Source organism: Pantoea sp. Taur (genome assembly GCF_009830025.1).
Taxonomy (GTDB): domain Bacteria; phylum Pseudomonadota; class Gammaproteobacteria; order Enterobacterales; family Enterobacteriaceae; genus Pantoea; species Pantoea communis.
Genome location: NZ_SZZZ01000005.1, coordinates 1 through 17,468 on the forward strand (window position 1 = coordinate 1; position 17,468 = coordinate 17,468).

Consider the following 17,468-nt stretch of genomic DNA (forward strand, 5'->3'; position numbering starts at 1 on the left):
TCACGCCCGTTTTCCTTGTGCATACGGAGTCTGAGCTCCTGGCAACCGTTCAAAGTTAATGCTGGCGTGAAAGGTGAAACAGGGGAGCTAAGCTGCGGGACAAGGTCTTACCTTAATGGACGCGTCAGATTCACCCTGTTTCAGGTGAAGGTAGCTAACCATCACCTACTGCAGGATTCAAGATACAATGGATGCGGGCGGAAGGCGGGGCGGCACATGGATGTGCCATCCCGCCGTTCCGTCAGGCAGACGAACGGCGTGAAGGCACCGCGTCAGCGGCGCGAGGACCGCCAGCCCCCAAAGCGACACCAGACAGCGTTATAACAGTAACCTGAAGCGACACCAGACAGCGTTATAACAGTAACCTGAAGCAGCACCAGATAGCGTCACGACAACAACCCAAGCGACACCAGATGGCATCAACGCAATATCTTCAGGTAGCGTTACTTCTGCAACTTCTCTTCCAAATCCAGCAGTTGCTCAGGCGTCACGGCTGGGTAGCTCTGTGCATCTTCCGGCACTTCATGCACCGCCGGAATCGGCACCAGCGGGCCGAGGAAACGAGGTTCACGTTTCATCAGATACAAATCGGCTAATGCGCCTAAACGAGCACCAACCTCGCGGAAACGCACCGACAGCATATTTTTCGGAGAAGGCACCGCATAACACTGCGCCTGAATCCCCAGATGTTGGGCGATATACAGCGCGCGCTCACAGTGGAAGCGTTGTGTGATGATGATGAAATCATTGGTATCGAACACTTTGCGGGTGCGTACAATCGAGTCCAGCGTACGGAATCCGGCATAGTCGAGCACGATATCGGCAGGATCGACACCGGCTTTGATCAAATCGCGGCGCATGGTCATCGGTTCGTTATAACTTTGCAGCGCGTTGTCACCGCTCAACAGCAGATAATTCACCTTGCCGCTGTTATACGCGTTAAGCGCACCTTGAATGCGATAAAGGTAATACTGATTGATCACGCCGGTGCGGTAATACTTGGCGGTGCCTAAGACCACCCCGACCTGACGATGCGGCAGCGAGGTGACATCTTCATAAATAAACGGGGCAGTTTTCCAGCTGATCCAGCGATCCAGGCCGAGCGCGGTCGCCACCATCAATAAGATGATGAAAAACAGACCAAAGAAAACGCGTTTAATCATGCGCGTAAGCACTCGGTTGGCGGAAAAAAGGATGGCTAAAGGCTACTTGAGGTGGGGGCGCTAAGCAAGTTTACGCCGGTTGGCTGGCGATATTTTAAGCGCAGCCGGTACTGAATTTACCGGCTGCGCTGCCTGCTTAGATGGACGTACGGCGATAATGACGATACTGCGGCAGCCAGAAGTTATTATTCACAGCCTTCGACAGCACATCTTCTGAGGTCACCACGGCCACGCCAGCTAACTGTGCAGCTTTACCCACTTCCATAGCGATCAGCTTCGAAACGCCCTGAATGTGTTTCAATTCTGGCAGCACTGGACCTTCGCCATCGTTCACCAGCGGTGAGCAGTCAGCCAGGGCGCGGCTGGCGGTCATCAGCATCGAATCGGTGATGCGGGTAGCACCGGCGGCAATCACACCCAAACCAATACCTGGGAAGATATAGGAGTTGTTGCACTGGGCAATCGGGTAGGTTTTACCTTTCCAGGTCACCGGTGCAAATGGGCTGCCAGTCGCGACCAGCGCTTCACCGTCGGTCCAGGAGATAATATCCGCTGGTGTGGCTTCAACGCGTGAGGTTGGGTTTGACAGCGGCATCACGATCGGACGCTTAGTGTGCTTGTGCATCTCGCGGATGATCTCTTCGGTGAACAGACCCGGCTGACCTGACACGCCAATCAGAATGTCTGGCTTCGCGTTGCGCACCACATCCAGCAGTGAAATAGAATCGCTGGTCACATCCCAGTCCTTGAGGTTTTCACTCTTCTGCACCAGTTTGCCCTGGAAATCGAGCAAATTAGGCAGTTTGTCGGTCAACAGACCAAAGCGATCGACCATCATCACGCGGGAACGTGCTTCGTCGTCGCTCAGACCTTCAGATTTCATCTGCGCGATGATCTGCTCCGCAATACCGCAACCAGCGGAACCGGCACCGAGGAACACCACTTTCTGCTCGCACAGACGGCTGCCCGCTGCACGGCTGGCGGCGATCAGGGTGCCCACGGTGACGGCGGCAGTGCCCTGAATGTCATCGTTAAAGCAGCACACCTCATCGCGATAGCGCTCCAGCAGCGGCATAGCGTTCTTCTGCGCGAAGTCCTCAAACTGCAGCAGCACGTTCGGCCAGCGGCGTTTCACTGCCTGGATAAACTCATCAACGAAGGCTTCGTACTCTTCACCGGTGATACGCGGATGACGCCAGCCCATATACAGCGGGTCATTCAGCAACTGCTGATTGTTAGTACCGACATCCAGCACCACGGGCAGGGTATACGCCGGGCTGATCCCGCCACACGCGGTATACAGCGACAGCTTACCGATTGGGATACCCATACCGCCGATGCCGAGGTCGCCGAGGCCGAGAATACGCTCGCCATCGGTCACCACGATCACTTTCACGTTCTGCTTGGTGGCGTTTTGCAGCATATCTTCAATGCGATCGCGGTTGTTATACGAGATGAAAACACCGCGCGCACGACGATAAATTTCAGAGAAGTGTTCACAGGCCGCGCCGACGGTTGGGGTATAAATAATCGGCATCATCTCTTCCAGATGATTATCCAGCAGGCGGTAGAACAGCGTTTCGTTGGTGTCCTGGATGTTGCGCAGATAGACGTGCTTGTCGTTATTGTTTTTGAAATCCAGGAACTGACGCCAGGCACGCTCTGCCTGCTCTTCGATGGTTTCAACAGCTTCGGGTAACAGGCCATTGAGGTTAAATTCGTTGCGTTCTTCCAGGGTGAAGGCGCTGCCTTTGTTCAGCAGCGGAAATTCCAGCAGAATCGGACCCGCGTAAGGAATATACAGCGGACGTTTACTTTCGTAGTCGAGTTCCATGCAGTGTTTGCTCCGGTTGCAGTGTTTTCTGACGTGTCACCGGGAAAAGGTAACGCCAGACCTGTTTCTTGTGAAGTAGTTCTGGCGCCCGATCCTATGAGGATTCTTGCAGATGTACAGCTTTTGTTAATAGAAAGTCACAAAAGCGATGAAAGGATCACTAAACTGATGTTTTCGAAACTAAAGTAAGTGAGAAATCTTCACAGCCCAGTGCCGCCAGCGTAGCGCGCGTGGCATCGCGCTGGCTTAACGTGCTGCCCTCACATTCGACTAAAACTGCCTGTTTAATCGTATCCAGCGCTTCATTACGCATGTTCATCATAATCAGTGCTGCCTGCAATGGCGGCAAACTTGGGTTGAAAGCGGCGTTTTCCGCATAGCGCCCGGTGAAGAGTTTACCGCTCTGGCTGCGCAGGGCCACACCACTGTAGCTGTGACTGTAGGGCGCATGACTGTTGTTCGCCGCCTTAATCGCCGCCTGCTGTAAGGCATCACCTTGCGCAGCGAAGCCGTGATGAATCGGTGTCAGCAAGCGTTCCGTGATATTCAGATCGGCGGGGCCAAACGCATCCGGCAGATAATCGCCCAATGTACTCACTGCACGACCTGGCAGACTGATGCGGATCGCCGTGCCGCTGTTAAGCTCGTTCATAAACTGACGGCAGTGGCCGCAAGGCGTGTAATTGACGGTGATGGCATCCAGTTTCTCTTCGCCGTGCAGCCAGGCATGAATAATGGCGCTTTGCTCCGCATGCACGGTTTGCTGCAGCGGCGCATGTTCGAATTCCATGTTGGCACCGAAATACCAGTGACCACTCACTCCGCGTGAAATCGCACCCACATTGAAGTGAGACACCGGTGCGACCGCACAGCAGGCGGCAATCGGCAGCAGCGCCAGCGCCAGGGCATCATCATCCAGCCCCGTATCCTGCTTCAGGCGCGCCACGTCTCGCGGGCGCAGTACGCCGTCAAAATCAGCTGCATCCAGCAAGGGATGAATCGCAGTTTGCAAGTCAGCGGGCAGGGCGGAGAAAGCAGCAGTAAATCGTGGATGCATGATGTGATGACCTCATTAACGCGTTAGCGGCGATGCGCCGCCTATGGGGTTATATGTGATCTGTGTCGCTATGACAATGTAAGCTGATTGAGTTGTTTCAACTTTGCGAGATCTCTCGCAAGTTTTAGCCCAACCAGTGCATCAGCAGCGGGAAAAGGAAGGGGGCCAGCAGCGATGTGATAATGCCGCAAATCACTAATGCCAAAGAGCTAAATGCCCCTTCCTGATAATCGATCTCTGCCGCGCGCGCCGTGCCTAAGGCATGCGATGCGTTGCCAATCGCCAGGCCGCGTGAAGACTTGCTGTGCACCTTAAACAGATTTAGCAGCATATGGCCGAACACTGCGCCGAGCACGCCGGCAATCAACACACAGATGGCGCTGATGGCGGGAATACCGTGCAGCGAACCGGATACCGCCATGGCAATCGGCGTGGTAACGGATTTCGGCATAATCGTCGCGGCAATTTCTGGCGTAGCTCCCATCCACAGCGCAATAGCGGTGCCGGAGACCATCGCGGTGATGCTGCCAATAAAACAGACGCTGATGATGGTTTTCCAGCGCGCGCGAATCTGATGCATCTGCTCATACAGCGGCAAGGCCAGCGCGACCACCGCAGGTTGCAGCAGCTGATTAAGGAAGGTGCTGCCGGCAAAATAGCGGCTATAAGGGATATGCGTCAGCAGCAGGATCGGAATCACAATCGCCATCGCCACCAACAGCGGATTGATGATCGAGATATTGATTTTGGCCGCCAGCTTACGCGCCAGCAGATACGCCACCACGGTGAGCGGCAGTGACCACCAGGCGTCAGTCATGAGGCTGCTCCTTCGGGCGCTGCAAACGTTCGGCGCTCAGGCCAACGATTAACAGCACCATAAAGGTACTTACCACGCAGGAGACGACAATCGGTCCAAACTGTGCGCTCAGGATATCGGTATAACCCATCACGCCGACACTGATCGGGACAAACAGCAGCGCCATATAACGTATCAGCAAATGACAGCCCGGTTTCACCCAACCGACCGGCAGGATTTGCAGCGCCAGCAAGGTAAATAGCAGCAGCATGCCGATAATGCTGCCCGGAATGGTAAACGGCAGCAGGGCTGCAATACCGTTTCCGGCATAGAGCGCGGCATAGATAATCACAAAGGCACGCAAATAGTGCCAGCAAGCAGTTAGCACGACAGGCTCCACAACAGAGGGTCGATAAAAAAGCCGCCCTGAAGGCGGCTTGTTCAATTACTTCACCTGCATTCCAGGCTGTGCACCGCTATCAACGGACAACACAAACAGGTCTGAACCACCAGAACCGGCTGACAGCACCATGCCTTCTGAGATGCCGAAACGCATCTTACGCGGTGCCAGGTTAGCGACAATGATGGTCATCTTGCCGACCAGCACTGACGGATCCGGATAGGCCGCGCGAATGCCCGAGAAGATTTGACGCTTCTCACCGCCAAGATCCAGCTCCAGACGCAGCAGCTTGTCAGAACCTTCAACCAGCTCGGCTTTCTCGATCAGTGCTACACGCATATCAACTTTAGCGAAATCGTCGATAGTGATGGCCTCGCCAATCGGCGCATCCGCCAGAGGGCCGGTTACTGCTGGCTTGTTCGCCGCAGCTGCATCTTCTTTAGAGGCTTCAATCAGGCCTTCAACTTTGGCCATTTCGATACGGCCATACAAGGCTTTGAACGGCGCCACATCGTGATCCAGCAGCGGCTGTGCAATCGCATCCCAGCTCAGTTCCGTATTAAGGAAGGCTTCGGTACGCGCGCTCAGTGAAGGTAGCACCGGCTTCAGCCAGGTCATCAGAATGCGGAACAGGTTGATACCCATTGAGCAGATCGCTTGCAGGTCAGCATCTCGGCCTTCCTGTTTCGCCACCACCCACGGTGCCTGCTCATCCACATAGCGGTTAGCGATATCCGCCAGCGCCATGATTTCACGAATCGCGCGGTTATACTCGCGGCTCGCCCAGGCTTCACCAATCTTCTCTGAGGCATCGACAAAGGTCTGATACAGCGCCGGATCGGCCAATTCGCTCGCCAGTTTGCCGCCAAAGCGTTTGGTAATGAAACCAGCGTTGCGGGACGCGAGATTCACCACCTTGTTGACGATATCAGCATTCACACGCTGCACGAAATCTTCCAGATTCAGGTCGATGTCGTCGATGCGTGAAGAGAGTTTCGCTGCGTAGTAATAACGCAGGCTGTCCGCATCAAGATGCTGCAGCCAGGTGCTGGCCTTAATGAAGGTGCCGCGTGATTTGGACATCTTCGCGCCGTTCACCGTCACATAACCGTGCACGAACAGGTTGGTCGGCTTGCGGAAGTTGCTGCCTTCCAGCATTGCAGGCCAGAACAGGCTGTGGAAGTAAACGATGTCTTTACCGATGAAGTGATACAGCTCGGTAGAAGAATCTTTTTTCCAGAACTCGTCGAAATCGATGTTACCGCGCTTGTCGCACAGGTTCTTGAAGGAACCCATGTAACCGATTGGCGCATCCAGCCACACGTAGAAGTATTTGCCCGGCGCGCCTGGAATTTCGAAACCGAAATAAGGCGCATCGCGGGAGATATCCCACTGCTGCAAGCCCGATTCGAACCACTCCTGCATTTTGTTCGCCACCTGCTCCTGCAACGCACCTGAACGGGTCCAGGTCTGCAACATCGCGCTGAATGAAGGCAGGTCGAAGAAGAAGTGCTCGGAATCACGCAGTACCGGCGTCGCGCCGGAAACCACAGATTTCGGATCGATCAACTCTGTCGGGCTGTAGGTCGCGCTGCACACTTCGCAGTTATCGCCGTATTGATCCGGTGACTTACATTTCGGGCAGGTGCCTTTGACAAAACGATCGGGCAGGAACATGCCTTTTTCCGGATCGTACAGCTGTGAAATGGTACGGTTCTTAATAAAACCGTTCTCTTTCAGACGACCGTAGATCAACTCTGAAAGCTCACGGTTTTCATCGCCGTGCGTGGAGTGATAGTTGTCGTAGCTGATGTCGAAGCCAGCGAAGTCAGTTTCGTGCTCCTGCTTCATCTCGGCAATCATCTGCTCAGGTGGGATACCGAGCTGTTGGGCTTTCAGCATGATCGGCGTGCCATGGGCATCGTCTGCGCAGATGAAGTAAACCTGGTTGCCACGCATTCGCTGGTAACGGACCCAAATGTCAGCCTGAATGTGCTCAAGCATGTGACCGAGATGGATAGAACCGTTTGCGTACGGCAGTGCGCACGTTACCAGAATTTTTTTAGCGACTTGAGTCATAGTTTGCGTAGCGTTCCGTGAATAAAAATCGGGCTTAGATGTTACCCGAAGCACCCTCTGGCGTAAACACAACTAGACGGCATCTGATATTATTGAAAGCACATCGCCGATATCTGGCGTGATGAAAACACAAGGAGTTGGGATGACTTCACAATCCCGGGAACATCATTCACCCGAAGCATTGCGCGCGGTGGTTATCGGCGTGCTGAGTGACTTTGAACATCCGACGCTGCATCACAATCTGACGACCTTGAAAGCCCTGCGCCATGTGGCACTGCTCGACGGCAAGCTGCACATCGAACTGGTGATGCCGTTTGCCTGGGCCAGCGCGTTTGAAGAGCTGAAGGCACAAGTCAGCGCCGAACTGCTGCGTCTCACCCACGCCAGCGCTATCGACTGGCGTTTGCGTCACGACATTGCCACGCTGAAGCGCGTGAAAAATCATCCTGGCGCAACAGGTGTGAAGAACATCATTGCGGTGAGTTCCGGTAAAGGCGGCGTGGGCAAATCCAGCACCGCGGTGAACATGGCGCTGGCGCTGATTGCCGAAGGTGCGAAGGTCGGTATTCTCGATGCCGATATTTACGGCCCGTCGATTCCCAATATGCTCGGCACTGAGAGCCAGCGGCCAACCTCGCCGGATGGTACGCATATGGCGCCGATCATGGCGCACGGACTGGCGACTAACTCGATTGGCTACCTGGTCACCGATGAAAATGCCATGGTATGGCGCGGCCCGATGGCCAGCAAAGCGCTGATGCAGTTGCTGAACGAGACGATGTGGCCGGATCTCGATTACCTGATTCTCGATATGCCACCGGGCACCGGGGATATCCAGTTGACGCTGGCGCAAAACGTCCCGGTGACGGGCGCGCTGGTGGTCACCACGCCGCAGGACATCGCCCTGATTGATGCGCGTAAAGGCATTGTGATGTTTGAAAAGGTCAGCGTGCCGGTTTTGGGGGTGGTGGAGAACATGAGCATTCATATTTGCAGCGAATGCGGTCATCACGAGCCGATTTTTGGCACCGGCGGCGCGCAGAAACTGGCGGCGGATTACCACACGCAGCTGCTGGCGCAACTGCCGCTGCACATTAATCTGCGTGAGGATCTGGATGATGGTGAACCGACGGTGATCCGCCGTCCGGACAGCGAATTCACCGCACTGTACCGTCAGTTAGCCGGACGCGTGGCGGCACAGCTCTACTGGCAGGGTGACGTGATTCCGGCCGACATTGCCTTCCGCGCGGTTTAACGCTTCACTTTTCCGCTGGCGCGCGCCGTCAGCGGAAAATGCATCAGCACATATTTTCCTTGCTCGCTCTCACCGGTGGCTTCACGCTGCCAGCCATGTTTCAGGTAAAACGCCTGCGCTAACTCATTCAGCATCAGACATTTCAGCACGCCGGTTGAGGTAAAGCGCTGTTGGACGGCTTCCAGCAAGGCGCTGCCAACCCCACGGCCCTGAAAGTCGGGATCGACATACAGGCTGTGCAGGAAGTTGTCATTAGGAAGGATGCCCGCGAACCCGGCACGATGCCCATCGACCAACGCGACTAACACCGTCTCCCCCAAAATCACGCCATCCAGATCTTCCAGTGCCCAGTCATCGCCATCCAGCCAGGTCCAGTTGTGACGACGTGCTGCAAGAAACAGTGTGCGCAGAAAAGGGCGGTCGGCTTCCTCAAATAATCGAATGTCCAAGCACGGGCTCCATCATAAACAAGGGTAGGTAGCGTGGCGGTCGCTTTAAATGGCAACCCCAGGTAACACTAGCCGACGAAAAAAGATAAAGCCTGTCAAATCATCAGGCTTTCTGTGTAGAATGCCGCGGCAAGCCGCATGGAATCTGGCATCAGCACTTTGATAGCTTTTGATTATCTGATTGATAACGACTGCATATTAGAAGTTGGCCCGGAAAAACTGTAACTTGCATCACATCTTTTAACGGAGGTCACCATGTCCATCATTAATACCAAAATCAAACCATTCAAAAACGCAGCGTTCAAAAACGGCGAATTCATCGACGTAACCGAGAAAGACGTTGAAGGTAAATGGAGTGTATTCTTCTTCTACCCGGCTGACTTCACCTTCGTTTGCCCAACTGAGCTGGGTGACGTGGCAGACCATCACGAAGAACTGCAGAAACTGGGCGTAGACATCTACTCTGTTTCTACTGACACGCACTTTACCCACAAAGCCTGGCACGGTTCTTCCGAAACCATCGCAAAAATCAAATACGCGATGATCGGCGACCCAACTGGCGCACTGACCCGTAACTTCGAAATCATGCGCGAAGACGAAGGTCTGGCGGATCGCGGTACCTTCATTGTTGACCCACAGGGCATCATCCAGGCTATCGAAATCACCGCTGAAGGCATTGGCCGTGACGCATCTGACCTGATCCGCAAAATCAAAGCGGCTCAGTATGTGGCTTCTCACCCAGGTGAAGTTTGCCCAGCTAAATGGAAAGAAGGCGAAGCAACACTGGCTCCATCTCTGGACCTGGTTGGCAAAATCTAAGTCACACCCAGCCATTCGATCTTTCTCAATCGGGTGCTACGGCACCCGATTTTCTTGACAGGAACTCACTATGCTCGATACCAATTTAAAAACACAGCTCAAGGCTTACCTTGAGAAATTAACGAAACCGGTTGAGTTGATTGCCACACTGGATGATGGCGCTAAATCTGCGGAGATCCGTTCTCTGTTAGCCGATATCGCGAGCTTGTCAGAAAAAGTCAGCTTCCGTGAAGAGAATGATCGTCCGGTTCGTAAACCCTCTTTCCTGATCACTAACCCAGGCAGCCAGAGCGGCCCACGCTTCGCCGGTTCGCCAATGGGTCACGAATTTACTTCACTGGTGCTGGCCCTGCTGCAGACCGGTGGACACCCTTCGAAAGAGTCGCAGAGCCTGCTGGAGCAAGTGGTTGCTCTGGATACCGACTTGCATTTCGAAACCTATTACTCGCTGTCGTGCCACAACTGTCCTGACGTGGTACAGGCGCTGAACCTGATGGCGGTGCTGAACCCACGCATCAGCCACACCGCGATTGACGGCGGCATGTTCCAGAACGAAATCACCGAACGTAACGTGATGGGCGTTCCAGCGGTATTCCTGAACGGCAAAGAGTTTGGTCAGGGCCGTCTGAGCCTGGCGGAAATCGTTGGCAAAGTGGACACCAACGCTGAGAAACGTGCAGCAGAAGAGCTGAACAAGCGTGACGCCTATGAAGTGCTGATCGTCGGCAGCGGCCCAGCCGGCGCAGCGGCAGCGATTTACTCTGCACGTAAAGGTATCCGCACTGGCCTGATGGGCGAGCGTTTTGGTGGCCAGGTGCTCGACACCGTGGACATCGAAAACTACATCTCCGTACAGAAAACCGAAGGCGCTAAGCTGGCCGGTTCACTGCGTGCCCACGTTGATGATTACGATGTTGACGTCATCGACACCCAGAGCGCCATCAAGCTGATTCCTGCGGCGAAAGAGGGCGGTCTGCACGCGATTGAAACCGCGTCTGGCGCAGTGCTGAAATCACGCAGCATCATCATTGCCACCGGCGCACGCTGGCGCAACATGGGCGTGCCGGGTGAAGAGCAGTATCGCACCAAAGGCGTGACCTACTGCCCACACTGCGATGGCCCGCTGTTCAAAGGCAAGCGCACTGCAGTTATCGGCGGCGGTAACTCCGGCGTTGAAGCGGCTATCGACCTCGCGGGTCTGGTTGAACACGTGACGCTGCTGGAATTCGCCAGCGAAATGCGCGCCGACAAAGTGCTGCAGGACAAACTGCGCAGCCTGAAAAACGTCGATGTGATTCTGAATGCGCAGACCACCGAAGTGAAAGGCGACGGCAGCAAAGTCACCGGCTTGAGCTACATCGACCGTAACAACCAGACCAGCCATGAAATCGCGCTGAGCGGCATCTTCGTGCAGATTGGTCTGTTGCCGAACACCAGCTTCCTGGAAGGCGCGGTAGAACGTAACAAGATGGGCGAAATCATTATCGATGCCAAATGCGAAACCAGCCTGAAAGGCGTGTTCGCAGCGGGTGACTGCACCACGGTGCCGTACAAGCAGATCATCATCGCCAGCGGTGAAGGCGCGAAAGCCTCACTCAGCGCGTTCGATTACCTGATCCGCACCCAACCGGCTGAATAAGTTTTATTGCGATAGCCACGCAGCAGCCCCGTAACGGATGTTACGGGGCTTTTTTTTGCCTGCCAGTATCGAAGCGGAGCGACTACACTTTCAAACTATCTGACTGAACATCGGCAAAAGGAAAGTGGATGCAGTGGATTACGGGGATAATTATCTACTTATGGTTAAGCTTAAATGCTGTTCAGGCGCAGGATATTGAACTTACCCCATCTGAGCAGAGCTGGATAAAGTCGCATCCGGTAATCACTTATACCTTTACCCCGCATTGGCCGCAGGATTATATCCAAAATGGAAAACACATAGGCATAAGCCGAGAGGTGCTGGATGAAGTGCAACGCCGAACAGGACTGACCTTTATTTATGTTCCAGCCGAACAGGCCTTACTTCATCCTCCAATGATGCTCAGTGGCATCATGCGAGACCTCATTGCCCCGCAAGATAAAGAACGCTGGCTGCTGAGTTTTCCGTGGGCGAATACGTTAGCAGTCATAATCGGACCCAAACAGGCCGTCAGATTACGCACGTTGAAGCAGTTGGAAGGTAAGCGCGTCGCGATTGATGCAACTTCTGAGTTTGTACCTTGGCTACAGCAACATTTTCCTAAGATCAAACTGCAACTTGCCCCAAACATTATAGATGCGTTGCAATCGGTGGAAGAAGGACATGCCGACGCAGCCCTGGCTTCAAACATTGTGGCCTTTCCCGTAGTACAGCGACATTTTCTTCATCAATTAGCGATGGTGGCACAAGTCCCTGAGCTGGCGACGGGCATCAGTATGGCGGTGGAACCGGCTTATCCAGAGCTGCGTGATATCCTCGATAGGAGCATGGAGCAGGTCACAGCAGAGCAAGCTCGAGCCATGTTCGCCCGCTGGGTCGGCGAAATTGATCTTGGCACGCCAACTTTATTGTTTGTTGCCTGGCAATATCGCTTCCCGTTGGTTATTGGCGGCATTATGTTGCTGTTGCTGATAATGGCATTATATATCGCAATAAAAGCGCGTAAGCGTGCACAGGCCAGTGAACGCAGCAAAGCAGAATTTCTTGCTGTGATGAGTCATGAAATTCGCACCCCAATGAATGCTATTATTGCATCGCTGGAATTGTTGCAACAAAAGCAGGTTTCAATTGAAAGTCAGCAGGAGTATCAGTCGCTGGCGCTTTCGTCTTCGCAAGATATGCTTGAACTGCTCAATAACGTCTTAGACCATAGTAAACTCTCCCAGCAGCAGGTTCCGCTTTTTATCGGCCCTTGCGATATTTCTACTCTGCTCTCCGCCGTCTGTGACAGCCAGCGTTTGCCTGCGGAGCGCAAAGGACTACAGCTGAATTTTGTTCCAGATTCCACTTTAGCCCAATTATGGCTGGAGGTTGATGCGCATCGCTTGCGTCAAATCGTTAATAATTTGCTCTCAAATGCCGTCAAATTTACCGATCAAGGTGAAATCACACTTGAAGCTAGCTGGTCGTCACAACCCTCATCAATGCTCATTTTACGTGTTATTGATACAGGAATTGGCATCGCGGCGGCGGATCAACAACGCTTATTTAAAGCATGGCAGCAAGCTGAATCCCGTGGTGACCGATTGCGCAGCGGGAGTGGTTTGGGGCTTTATCTCAGCCGGACGTTAGCCAGGCAGATGAAAGGGGATTTAACGCTCCTGAGCGAGGAAGGAAAAGGCAGCACCTTTACCTGTACACTGCCGCTTCTGAGAACAGACGTACCGCAACAGTCTATAAATACAGCATTGCCTCAAGTTGCTGATGGATACGCCGTATTGATTGTGGAAGATCACCCCGCGAATCAGCAGGTATTAGCAGGCCAGTTGCATGAATTAGGGTGTCATTATGAACTGGCGGTGAGTGCCGAACTGGCGATGCAATTGCTAGAGGAGGAAAATTATTACGACGCAATTCTGTTGGATTGCAATTTGCCAGGGAAAGATGGTTATTGGCTAGCAGAACAAATACGTCTCTTTGAAGCCCGACATCATGCTGATCCTACATTATTAGTAGCTATCTCAGCCGTCAGTTCATCTGAACATCATGCAAGGTGCAAGTCGAGCGGTATGGATGAAGTGTTAGTGAAACCTATCAGGCTCCGCGAGTTGGCTGCTGTGTTAGGTCAACATAGCGCTAAAGTTGATGTTGTTGCCGAGCTCAATGAAGAAGGTAGGGCATGGTTGCAACAAGATAGAGAGAACTTCTTATCTGCTTGTGATGTGTTGGACTATGAGAACATGCGCTATTACGCGCATCGAATGCGTGGCGTGGCACTACTCTATCATATTGATGGGCTTGCAGATTTAACCACAGCAATAGAAACGCGATTGCAATTAAAAATGCCCATCGAAGATGGGCAAATATTGCAATGGCGAACAGAAGTAAGCGTTTATCAATTGAATAGATAAATGCTTTTGAGAGTGCTCCCGTATTCCAGGTGATGCATATTCAATCAAATAACCCACGAAATATCTGGCTGTATCGACCAGTTATATTTTTTTTAATTTGGGTTATGAATTAATGCATATTTTAGTGACCACTCTACTCATCATGTTAGTACTGCCAACGGCATTGGCACAAACGTTGATGCTAACGCCTGATGAACAGCGCTGGATTAAAGACCATCCGGAAGTGCCTTATAGTTTTATTGCGAGTTGGCCACTTGATTATAAAGAGTCAGAAAAACATATTGGTTTAAGCCGCGAGTATCTCGATAAGATTAGTGAAATCAGTGGATTAAAATTTATTCTTAGCCATCGTGATGGGCCACGGGCACAGCTCATTACCGCACTAGCTCCAGAGTTATTGACTTCGATACAATCAACCGGCTGGTCTTTCAGCCATCGCTGGCTCTCCACCACGGCATTAATTGTCGCTCATAATAGCAGTGGCATCATTCAGTCCCTTGAACAACTTAAAGGGAAGCGAGTGGCAGTAAGAAGTGGCACATACTTTGAACACTGGTTGCAAGAGAAGTTTCCCGATATCACACTGGTTCCAATGCCACACACTCGAGAGGTATTTGAAGCGGTATATAACGATGCCGCCGATGTCGGATTAGGGCCCGATCTCGTCATGCGGCCGCTGTTGTATCGCTATTTTTCAGACAAATTAACCATTGCCGGACAGATTCCAGAGATGATGGCAGGTCTCAGTATGGCGATCACCGATGCTGAGCCACAGCTACTCAATATCGTAAATAAAGCGTTAGCGGCTATTCCTGCCGAAGAAGCCAATAAAATCTATGACCGCTGGGCCAGTGATATGAAATTGGGATATCCCTCCATCGGCGTGATTCTCTCTTTATACCAATTAGAAATCGGTATTTTCGCTCTTTTGTTGCTTTTACTGGCATTTTTATTGCCACGTGCCGTGTATTTGCGTCGTAAAGCTACAGCGAGTGAAGCACGTAAAACGCAATTTTTAGCGATGATGAGCCACGAAATCCGCACGCCGATGAATGCGATGATAGCAGCGCTCGAACTGTTAAAGCGCCCGGTGAACAGTGAGCAGCGTGAACAGTATCTTGCACTAGCAAATTCGTCAGCTTCAAGTCTCCTGGCGTTACTCAATGATATTCTTGAACACAGTCAACTCAGTTCACGACGTGTAAACATTGTTCAGGCGCCGTTGGCACCCGATACCCTTATTAGCACCGTTTGCGAAAGTTATCGGCCAATGGCCGAACAGAAGGGGCTCAGGCTCTTAGTCTCTATTGATGATCGTATACGGGGTATATGGATGTTGGGTGATGCCAATCGACTTCGCCAAATTACGAACAACCTACTTTCCAACGCGATTAAATTCACAGAAACAGGTGTGGTCTCATTAACACTCGATGGGGAGATTAAGGGTAACAATAGTTGCCTGATGACATTGGAAGTGTCAGATACAGGAATTGGTATTGCGAAAGATCAACAGCACAACCTTTTTGCAGCATGGTCACAGGTTGATCATGCTGCCGATCGTCGCTATAGCGGTAGTGGCCTGGGATTGTGGATCAGCTATCAACTGGTGACATTAATGCGTGGAACATTACGTTGCCATAGCCGACTGGGGGAGGGCAGCATTTTTACACTGCAATTGGAGATGAAAAAATGCGATGCGGTCAAGCAAGTGCTTGAACCCGACCTACCGCGTTTTACCAGTGATACGTCGATTTTATTAGTAGAGGATCACCCAGCTGCGCAGCGTATGGTTCGTGCGCAGCTGGAAACCCTGGGTTGCCAGGTTGAAGTCGCCATTAATGGCCAGCAGGCTCTTTGGCTGGTGGAGGAGGAAAATTATTACGATGCCATTCTGCTTGACATCAACTTACCGGATATCAGCGGGTACGAGGTGGCGCGACAAATCCGTATCCTGGAGAAAGCACGCGATGTTGAGAAAATACCGATCATTGCAATTTCTGCCATGAGTGATGATACGCATTATCAACAATGTGAGGAGAGCCAGATTGATGAAGTGCTCAGTAAACCGATTGTGCTACCAACACTGGCGAAAAGCTTGCGCCGCTGGTGTCACCTGGCCTCGCCTGTCGTAATCAAAGCACCAACAATTCAACTGGTCACAAACTATACCGAATTACAGCGCTGTTTAGAGGAAGACCTGGCAGGTTTTTACACAGCCAGTGAATCACAAAATCGGCAGCTGTTGCGCTATTATGCGCATCGTTTACGTGGAGCGGCGCAGATGTACCAACGATCAACTCTGGCTCGACTAGCCACTCATATTGAGAGTGAACTTCGTTCTGAAAGTGAACTGACGCGCGAGTTGAGTAGAGGTTGGTTTGAAAGCCTTAAATCTGCAGTGACTTCAGCAATTCATCCTTAACAATAAACAGCTCATGGTCAGCCTTTAATCCCAGTTTCCTCATTGCGCTCTGTTTCTGACCGCTGATGGTTTTTAGACTGCGGTTAAATTTTTCCGCTATCTCCGTAACCGTCATGCCAGTCAGAAAACAGCGAATCACTTCTTGTTCTTTCGGGGAGAGTGCCGCAAGGCTAAGGGCATGTTGGACATTCTCCTCATTATAATTGCCGGTCAGTAGCACTTCGCCACGCTGTTGCTGCTGCGCCAACTCTTGTGCCATCTGTGGCTCAATGAACGTACGACCACGACTGACCTCCAACGCTGCGTTTTGAATCTCTTCAAAGGGACGATTCTTACCAATGAACCCTTTGGCACCACCACGCAGGGCCAACGCCACCGTGGCCGGATTGTAATGCGCTGAAACCACCAAAATGGATAAGGTTGGATGGTGACGCATCAGTGTTTTTATAAGGTTAAGACCATCCAAATCCGATGGCGCCAGTTCATAATCGACAATAACCACATCAATATGGGTGTTTTTAAGGCAGTTGAGCAGCTCATTGCTGCTGGTAAAGGTGCCAACGATATTGAAATCAGGGTTATCACTCAAAACGTCATTTAGCCCACGCAGCACCAGCGCATGGTCGTCCAGCAGCGCGATAAAGACATGTTTACGAGAAGAAATATTCATCAAAAATCGTCCTGCTAATCAATGTTTAAGAGATAAGTGTACTGCATTTCGCATTAGAGGGTAGATTCCAAACACCGCGCAATCTTGGGTGATTTATTCATGTTACAGGAATGTAACGTGATGATATGGCATTGTCGTTATTTTTAATGACAGGCCTTTCCTGTTGCTTCCATAACCCACCGAATAACTTTCCAGATAGCTTCAACTGAAATCAGTGAATCTCCCATGCGCGAGCATTTGGATTTTATTTTATAAGTTTTTTGGGAGTGCTCTTGTTGTTAATTTTATTTTGATTATATGAGGTGAATTTTAAATTACCCACTCAGATATTGAGAGTGCTCTTGTATAACGGATCTGGTCATTATTTTATTATCTACACATTCGATACGGAAGTGGTTTAAATATTAAACCACCGGCTGATAGATACACTTCAAATGCATTTTTTAACGTTCAACGTCAAATGACGTCACGAAT

The 17,468-nt window shown here is 51.9% G+C and carries 13 protein-coding genes; 5 read left to right on the top strand and 8 right to left on the bottom strand.

Annotated features, from left to right (window positions below):
- Positions 1 to 443: 443 nt before the first annotated feature.
- The 6 genes from sanA to metG all read right to left on the bottom strand — a co-directional run bounded on the left by sanA (position 444) and on the right by metG (position 7,383).
- The gene (sanA, locus tag FD744_RS08780) at positions 444 to 1,163 is read right to left on the bottom strand and encodes an outer membrane permeability protein SanA (RefSeq protein WP_034824903.1); all 720 of its coding nucleotides are present in this window, start codon (positions 1,161 to 1,163) and stop codon (positions 444 to 446) included.
- Positions 1,164 to 1,299: 136 nt separating this feature from the next.
- Complete coding sequence (locus tag FD744_RS08785) at positions 1,300 to 2,997, bottom strand: NAD-dependent malic enzyme (protein WP_034824900.1); 1,698 nt, start codon at positions 2,995 to 2,997, stop codon at positions 1,300 to 1,302.
- A gap of 160 nt (positions 2,998 to 3,157) precedes the next feature.
- Positions 3,158 to 4,054 (bottom strand): cytidine deaminase, encoded by an 897-nt coding sequence (gene cdd / locus FD744_RS08790; RefSeq protein WP_160868006.1) that lies wholly within the window; start codon positions 4,052 to 4,054, stop codon positions 3,158 to 3,160.
- Between the two features lie 124 nt (positions 4,055 to 4,178).
- Complete coding sequence (locus tag FD744_RS08795; RefSeq protein WP_058961433.1) at positions 4,179 to 4,871, bottom strand: CidB/LrgB family autolysis modulator; 693 nt, start codon at positions 4,869 to 4,871, stop codon at positions 4,179 to 4,181.
- Positions 4,864 to 5,238, bottom strand: coding sequence for a CidA/LrgA family protein (locus FD744_RS08800; protein ID WP_034824894.1), 375 nt, complete (start codon positions 5,236 to 5,238; stop codon positions 4,864 to 4,866). Before FD744_RS08800 ends, FD744_RS08795 begins: the two co-directional genes overlap by 8 nt.
- A 57-nt stretch (positions 5,239 to 5,295) precedes the next feature.
- Positions 5,296 to 7,383 carry a methionine--tRNA ligase gene (gene metG, locus FD744_RS08805; RefSeq protein WP_283215549.1) on the bottom strand — a complete coding sequence of 696 codons (2,088 nt, stop codon included), beginning with the start codon at positions 7,381 to 7,383 and terminating at the stop codon, positions 5,296 to 5,298.
- 88 nt (positions 7,384 to 7,471) lie between these two features.
- On the opposite strand from metG, the gene apbC reads away from it, so the two are divergent.
- Positions 7,472 to 8,584 carry an iron-sulfur cluster carrier protein ApbC gene (gene apbC / locus FD744_RS08810; RefSeq protein ID WP_034824889.1) on the top strand — a complete coding sequence of 371 codons (1,113 nt, stop codon included), beginning with the start codon at positions 7,472 to 7,474 and terminating at the stop codon, positions 8,582 to 8,584.
- Here apbC and FD744_RS08815 read toward each other — a convergent pair.
- Positions 8,581 to 9,033: a GNAT family N-acetyltransferase gene (locus FD744_RS08815; RefSeq protein WP_058961431.1), complete on the bottom strand. Its 453-nt coding sequence runs from the start codon at positions 9,031 to 9,033 to the stop codon at positions 8,581 to 8,583. The genes apbC and FD744_RS08815 overlap by 4 nt on opposite strands.
- Positions 9,034 to 9,288: 255 nt before the next feature.
- On the opposite strand from FD744_RS08815, the gene ahpC reads away from it, so the two are divergent.
- The 4 genes from ahpC (at position 9,289) to FD744_RS08835 (ending at position 16,324) form a co-directional block, all read left to right on the top strand.
- A complete protein-coding gene (ahpC, locus tag FD744_RS08820; RefSeq protein ID WP_034824884.1) occupies positions 9,289 to 9,852 on the top strand; it encodes an alkyl hydroperoxide reductase subunit C in 564 nt (187 codons plus the stop codon).
- Positions 9,853 to 9,922: 70 nt separating this feature from the next.
- Complete coding sequence (ahpF, locus tag FD744_RS08825; protein WP_160868007.1) at positions 9,923 to 11,491, top strand: alkyl hydroperoxide reductase subunit F; 1,569 nt, start codon at positions 9,923 to 9,925, stop codon at positions 11,489 to 11,491.
- 128 nt (positions 11,492 to 11,619) lie between these two features.
- Positions 11,620 to 13,902, top strand: a complete 2,283-nt coding sequence (locus tag FD744_RS08830) for an ATP-binding protein (protein WP_160868008.1) — start codon at positions 11,620 to 11,622, stop codon at positions 13,900 to 13,902.
- Positions 13,903 to 14,014: 112 nt separating this feature from the next.
- A complete protein-coding gene (locus tag FD744_RS08835; protein WP_160868009.1) occupies positions 14,015 to 16,324 on the top strand; it encodes an ATP-binding protein in 2,310 nt (769 codons plus the stop codon).
- Here the strand turns inward: FD744_RS08835 and FD744_RS08840 are convergent.
- Entirely contained in the window at positions 16,290 to 16,994 is a 705-nt protein-coding gene (locus FD744_RS08840) for a response regulator transcription factor (protein WP_160868010.1), read from the bottom strand. The genes FD744_RS08835 and FD744_RS08840 overlap by 35 nt on opposite strands.
- Between the last annotated feature and the right edge of the window lie 474 nt (positions 16,995 to 17,468).

Excerpts from the sequence above, each read along its gene's own strand:
- sanA (WP_034824903.1), bottom strand. The coding sequence starts at position 1,163 with ATGATTAAACGCGTTTTCTTTGGTCTGTTTTTCATCATCTTATTGATG.
- FD744_RS08785 (WP_034824900.1), bottom strand. The coding sequence starts at position 2,997 with ATGGAACTCGACTACGAAAGTAAACGTCCGCTGTATATTCCTTACGCG.
- cdd (WP_160868006.1), bottom strand. The coding sequence starts at position 4,054 with ATGCATCCACGATTTACTGCTGCTTTCTCCGCCCTGCCCGCTGACTTG.
- FD744_RS08795 (WP_058961433.1), bottom strand. The coding sequence starts at position 4,871 with ATGACTGACGCCTGGTGGTCACTGCCGCTCACCGTGGTGGCGTATCTG.
- apbC (WP_034824889.1), top strand. The coding sequence starts at position 7,472 with ATGACTTCACAATCCCGGGAACATCATTCACCCGAAGCATTGCGCGCG.
- ahpC (WP_034824884.1), top strand. The coding sequence starts at position 9,289 with ATGTCCATCATTAATACCAAAATCAAACCATTCAAAAACGCAGCGTTC.
- ahpF (WP_160868007.1), top strand. The coding sequence starts at position 9,923 with ATGCTCGATACCAATTTAAAAACACAGCTCAAGGCTTACCTTGAGAAA.
- FD744_RS08830 (WP_160868008.1), top strand. The coding sequence starts at position 11,620 with ATGCAGTGGATTACGGGGATAATTATCTACTTATGGTTAAGCTTAAAT.
- FD744_RS08835 (WP_160868009.1), top strand. The coding sequence starts at position 14,015 with ATGCATATTTTAGTGACCACTCTACTCATCATGTTAGTACTGCCAACG.
- FD744_RS08840 (WP_160868010.1), bottom strand. The coding sequence starts at position 16,994 with ATGAATATTTCTTCTCGTAAACATGTCTTTATCGCGCTGCTGGACGAC.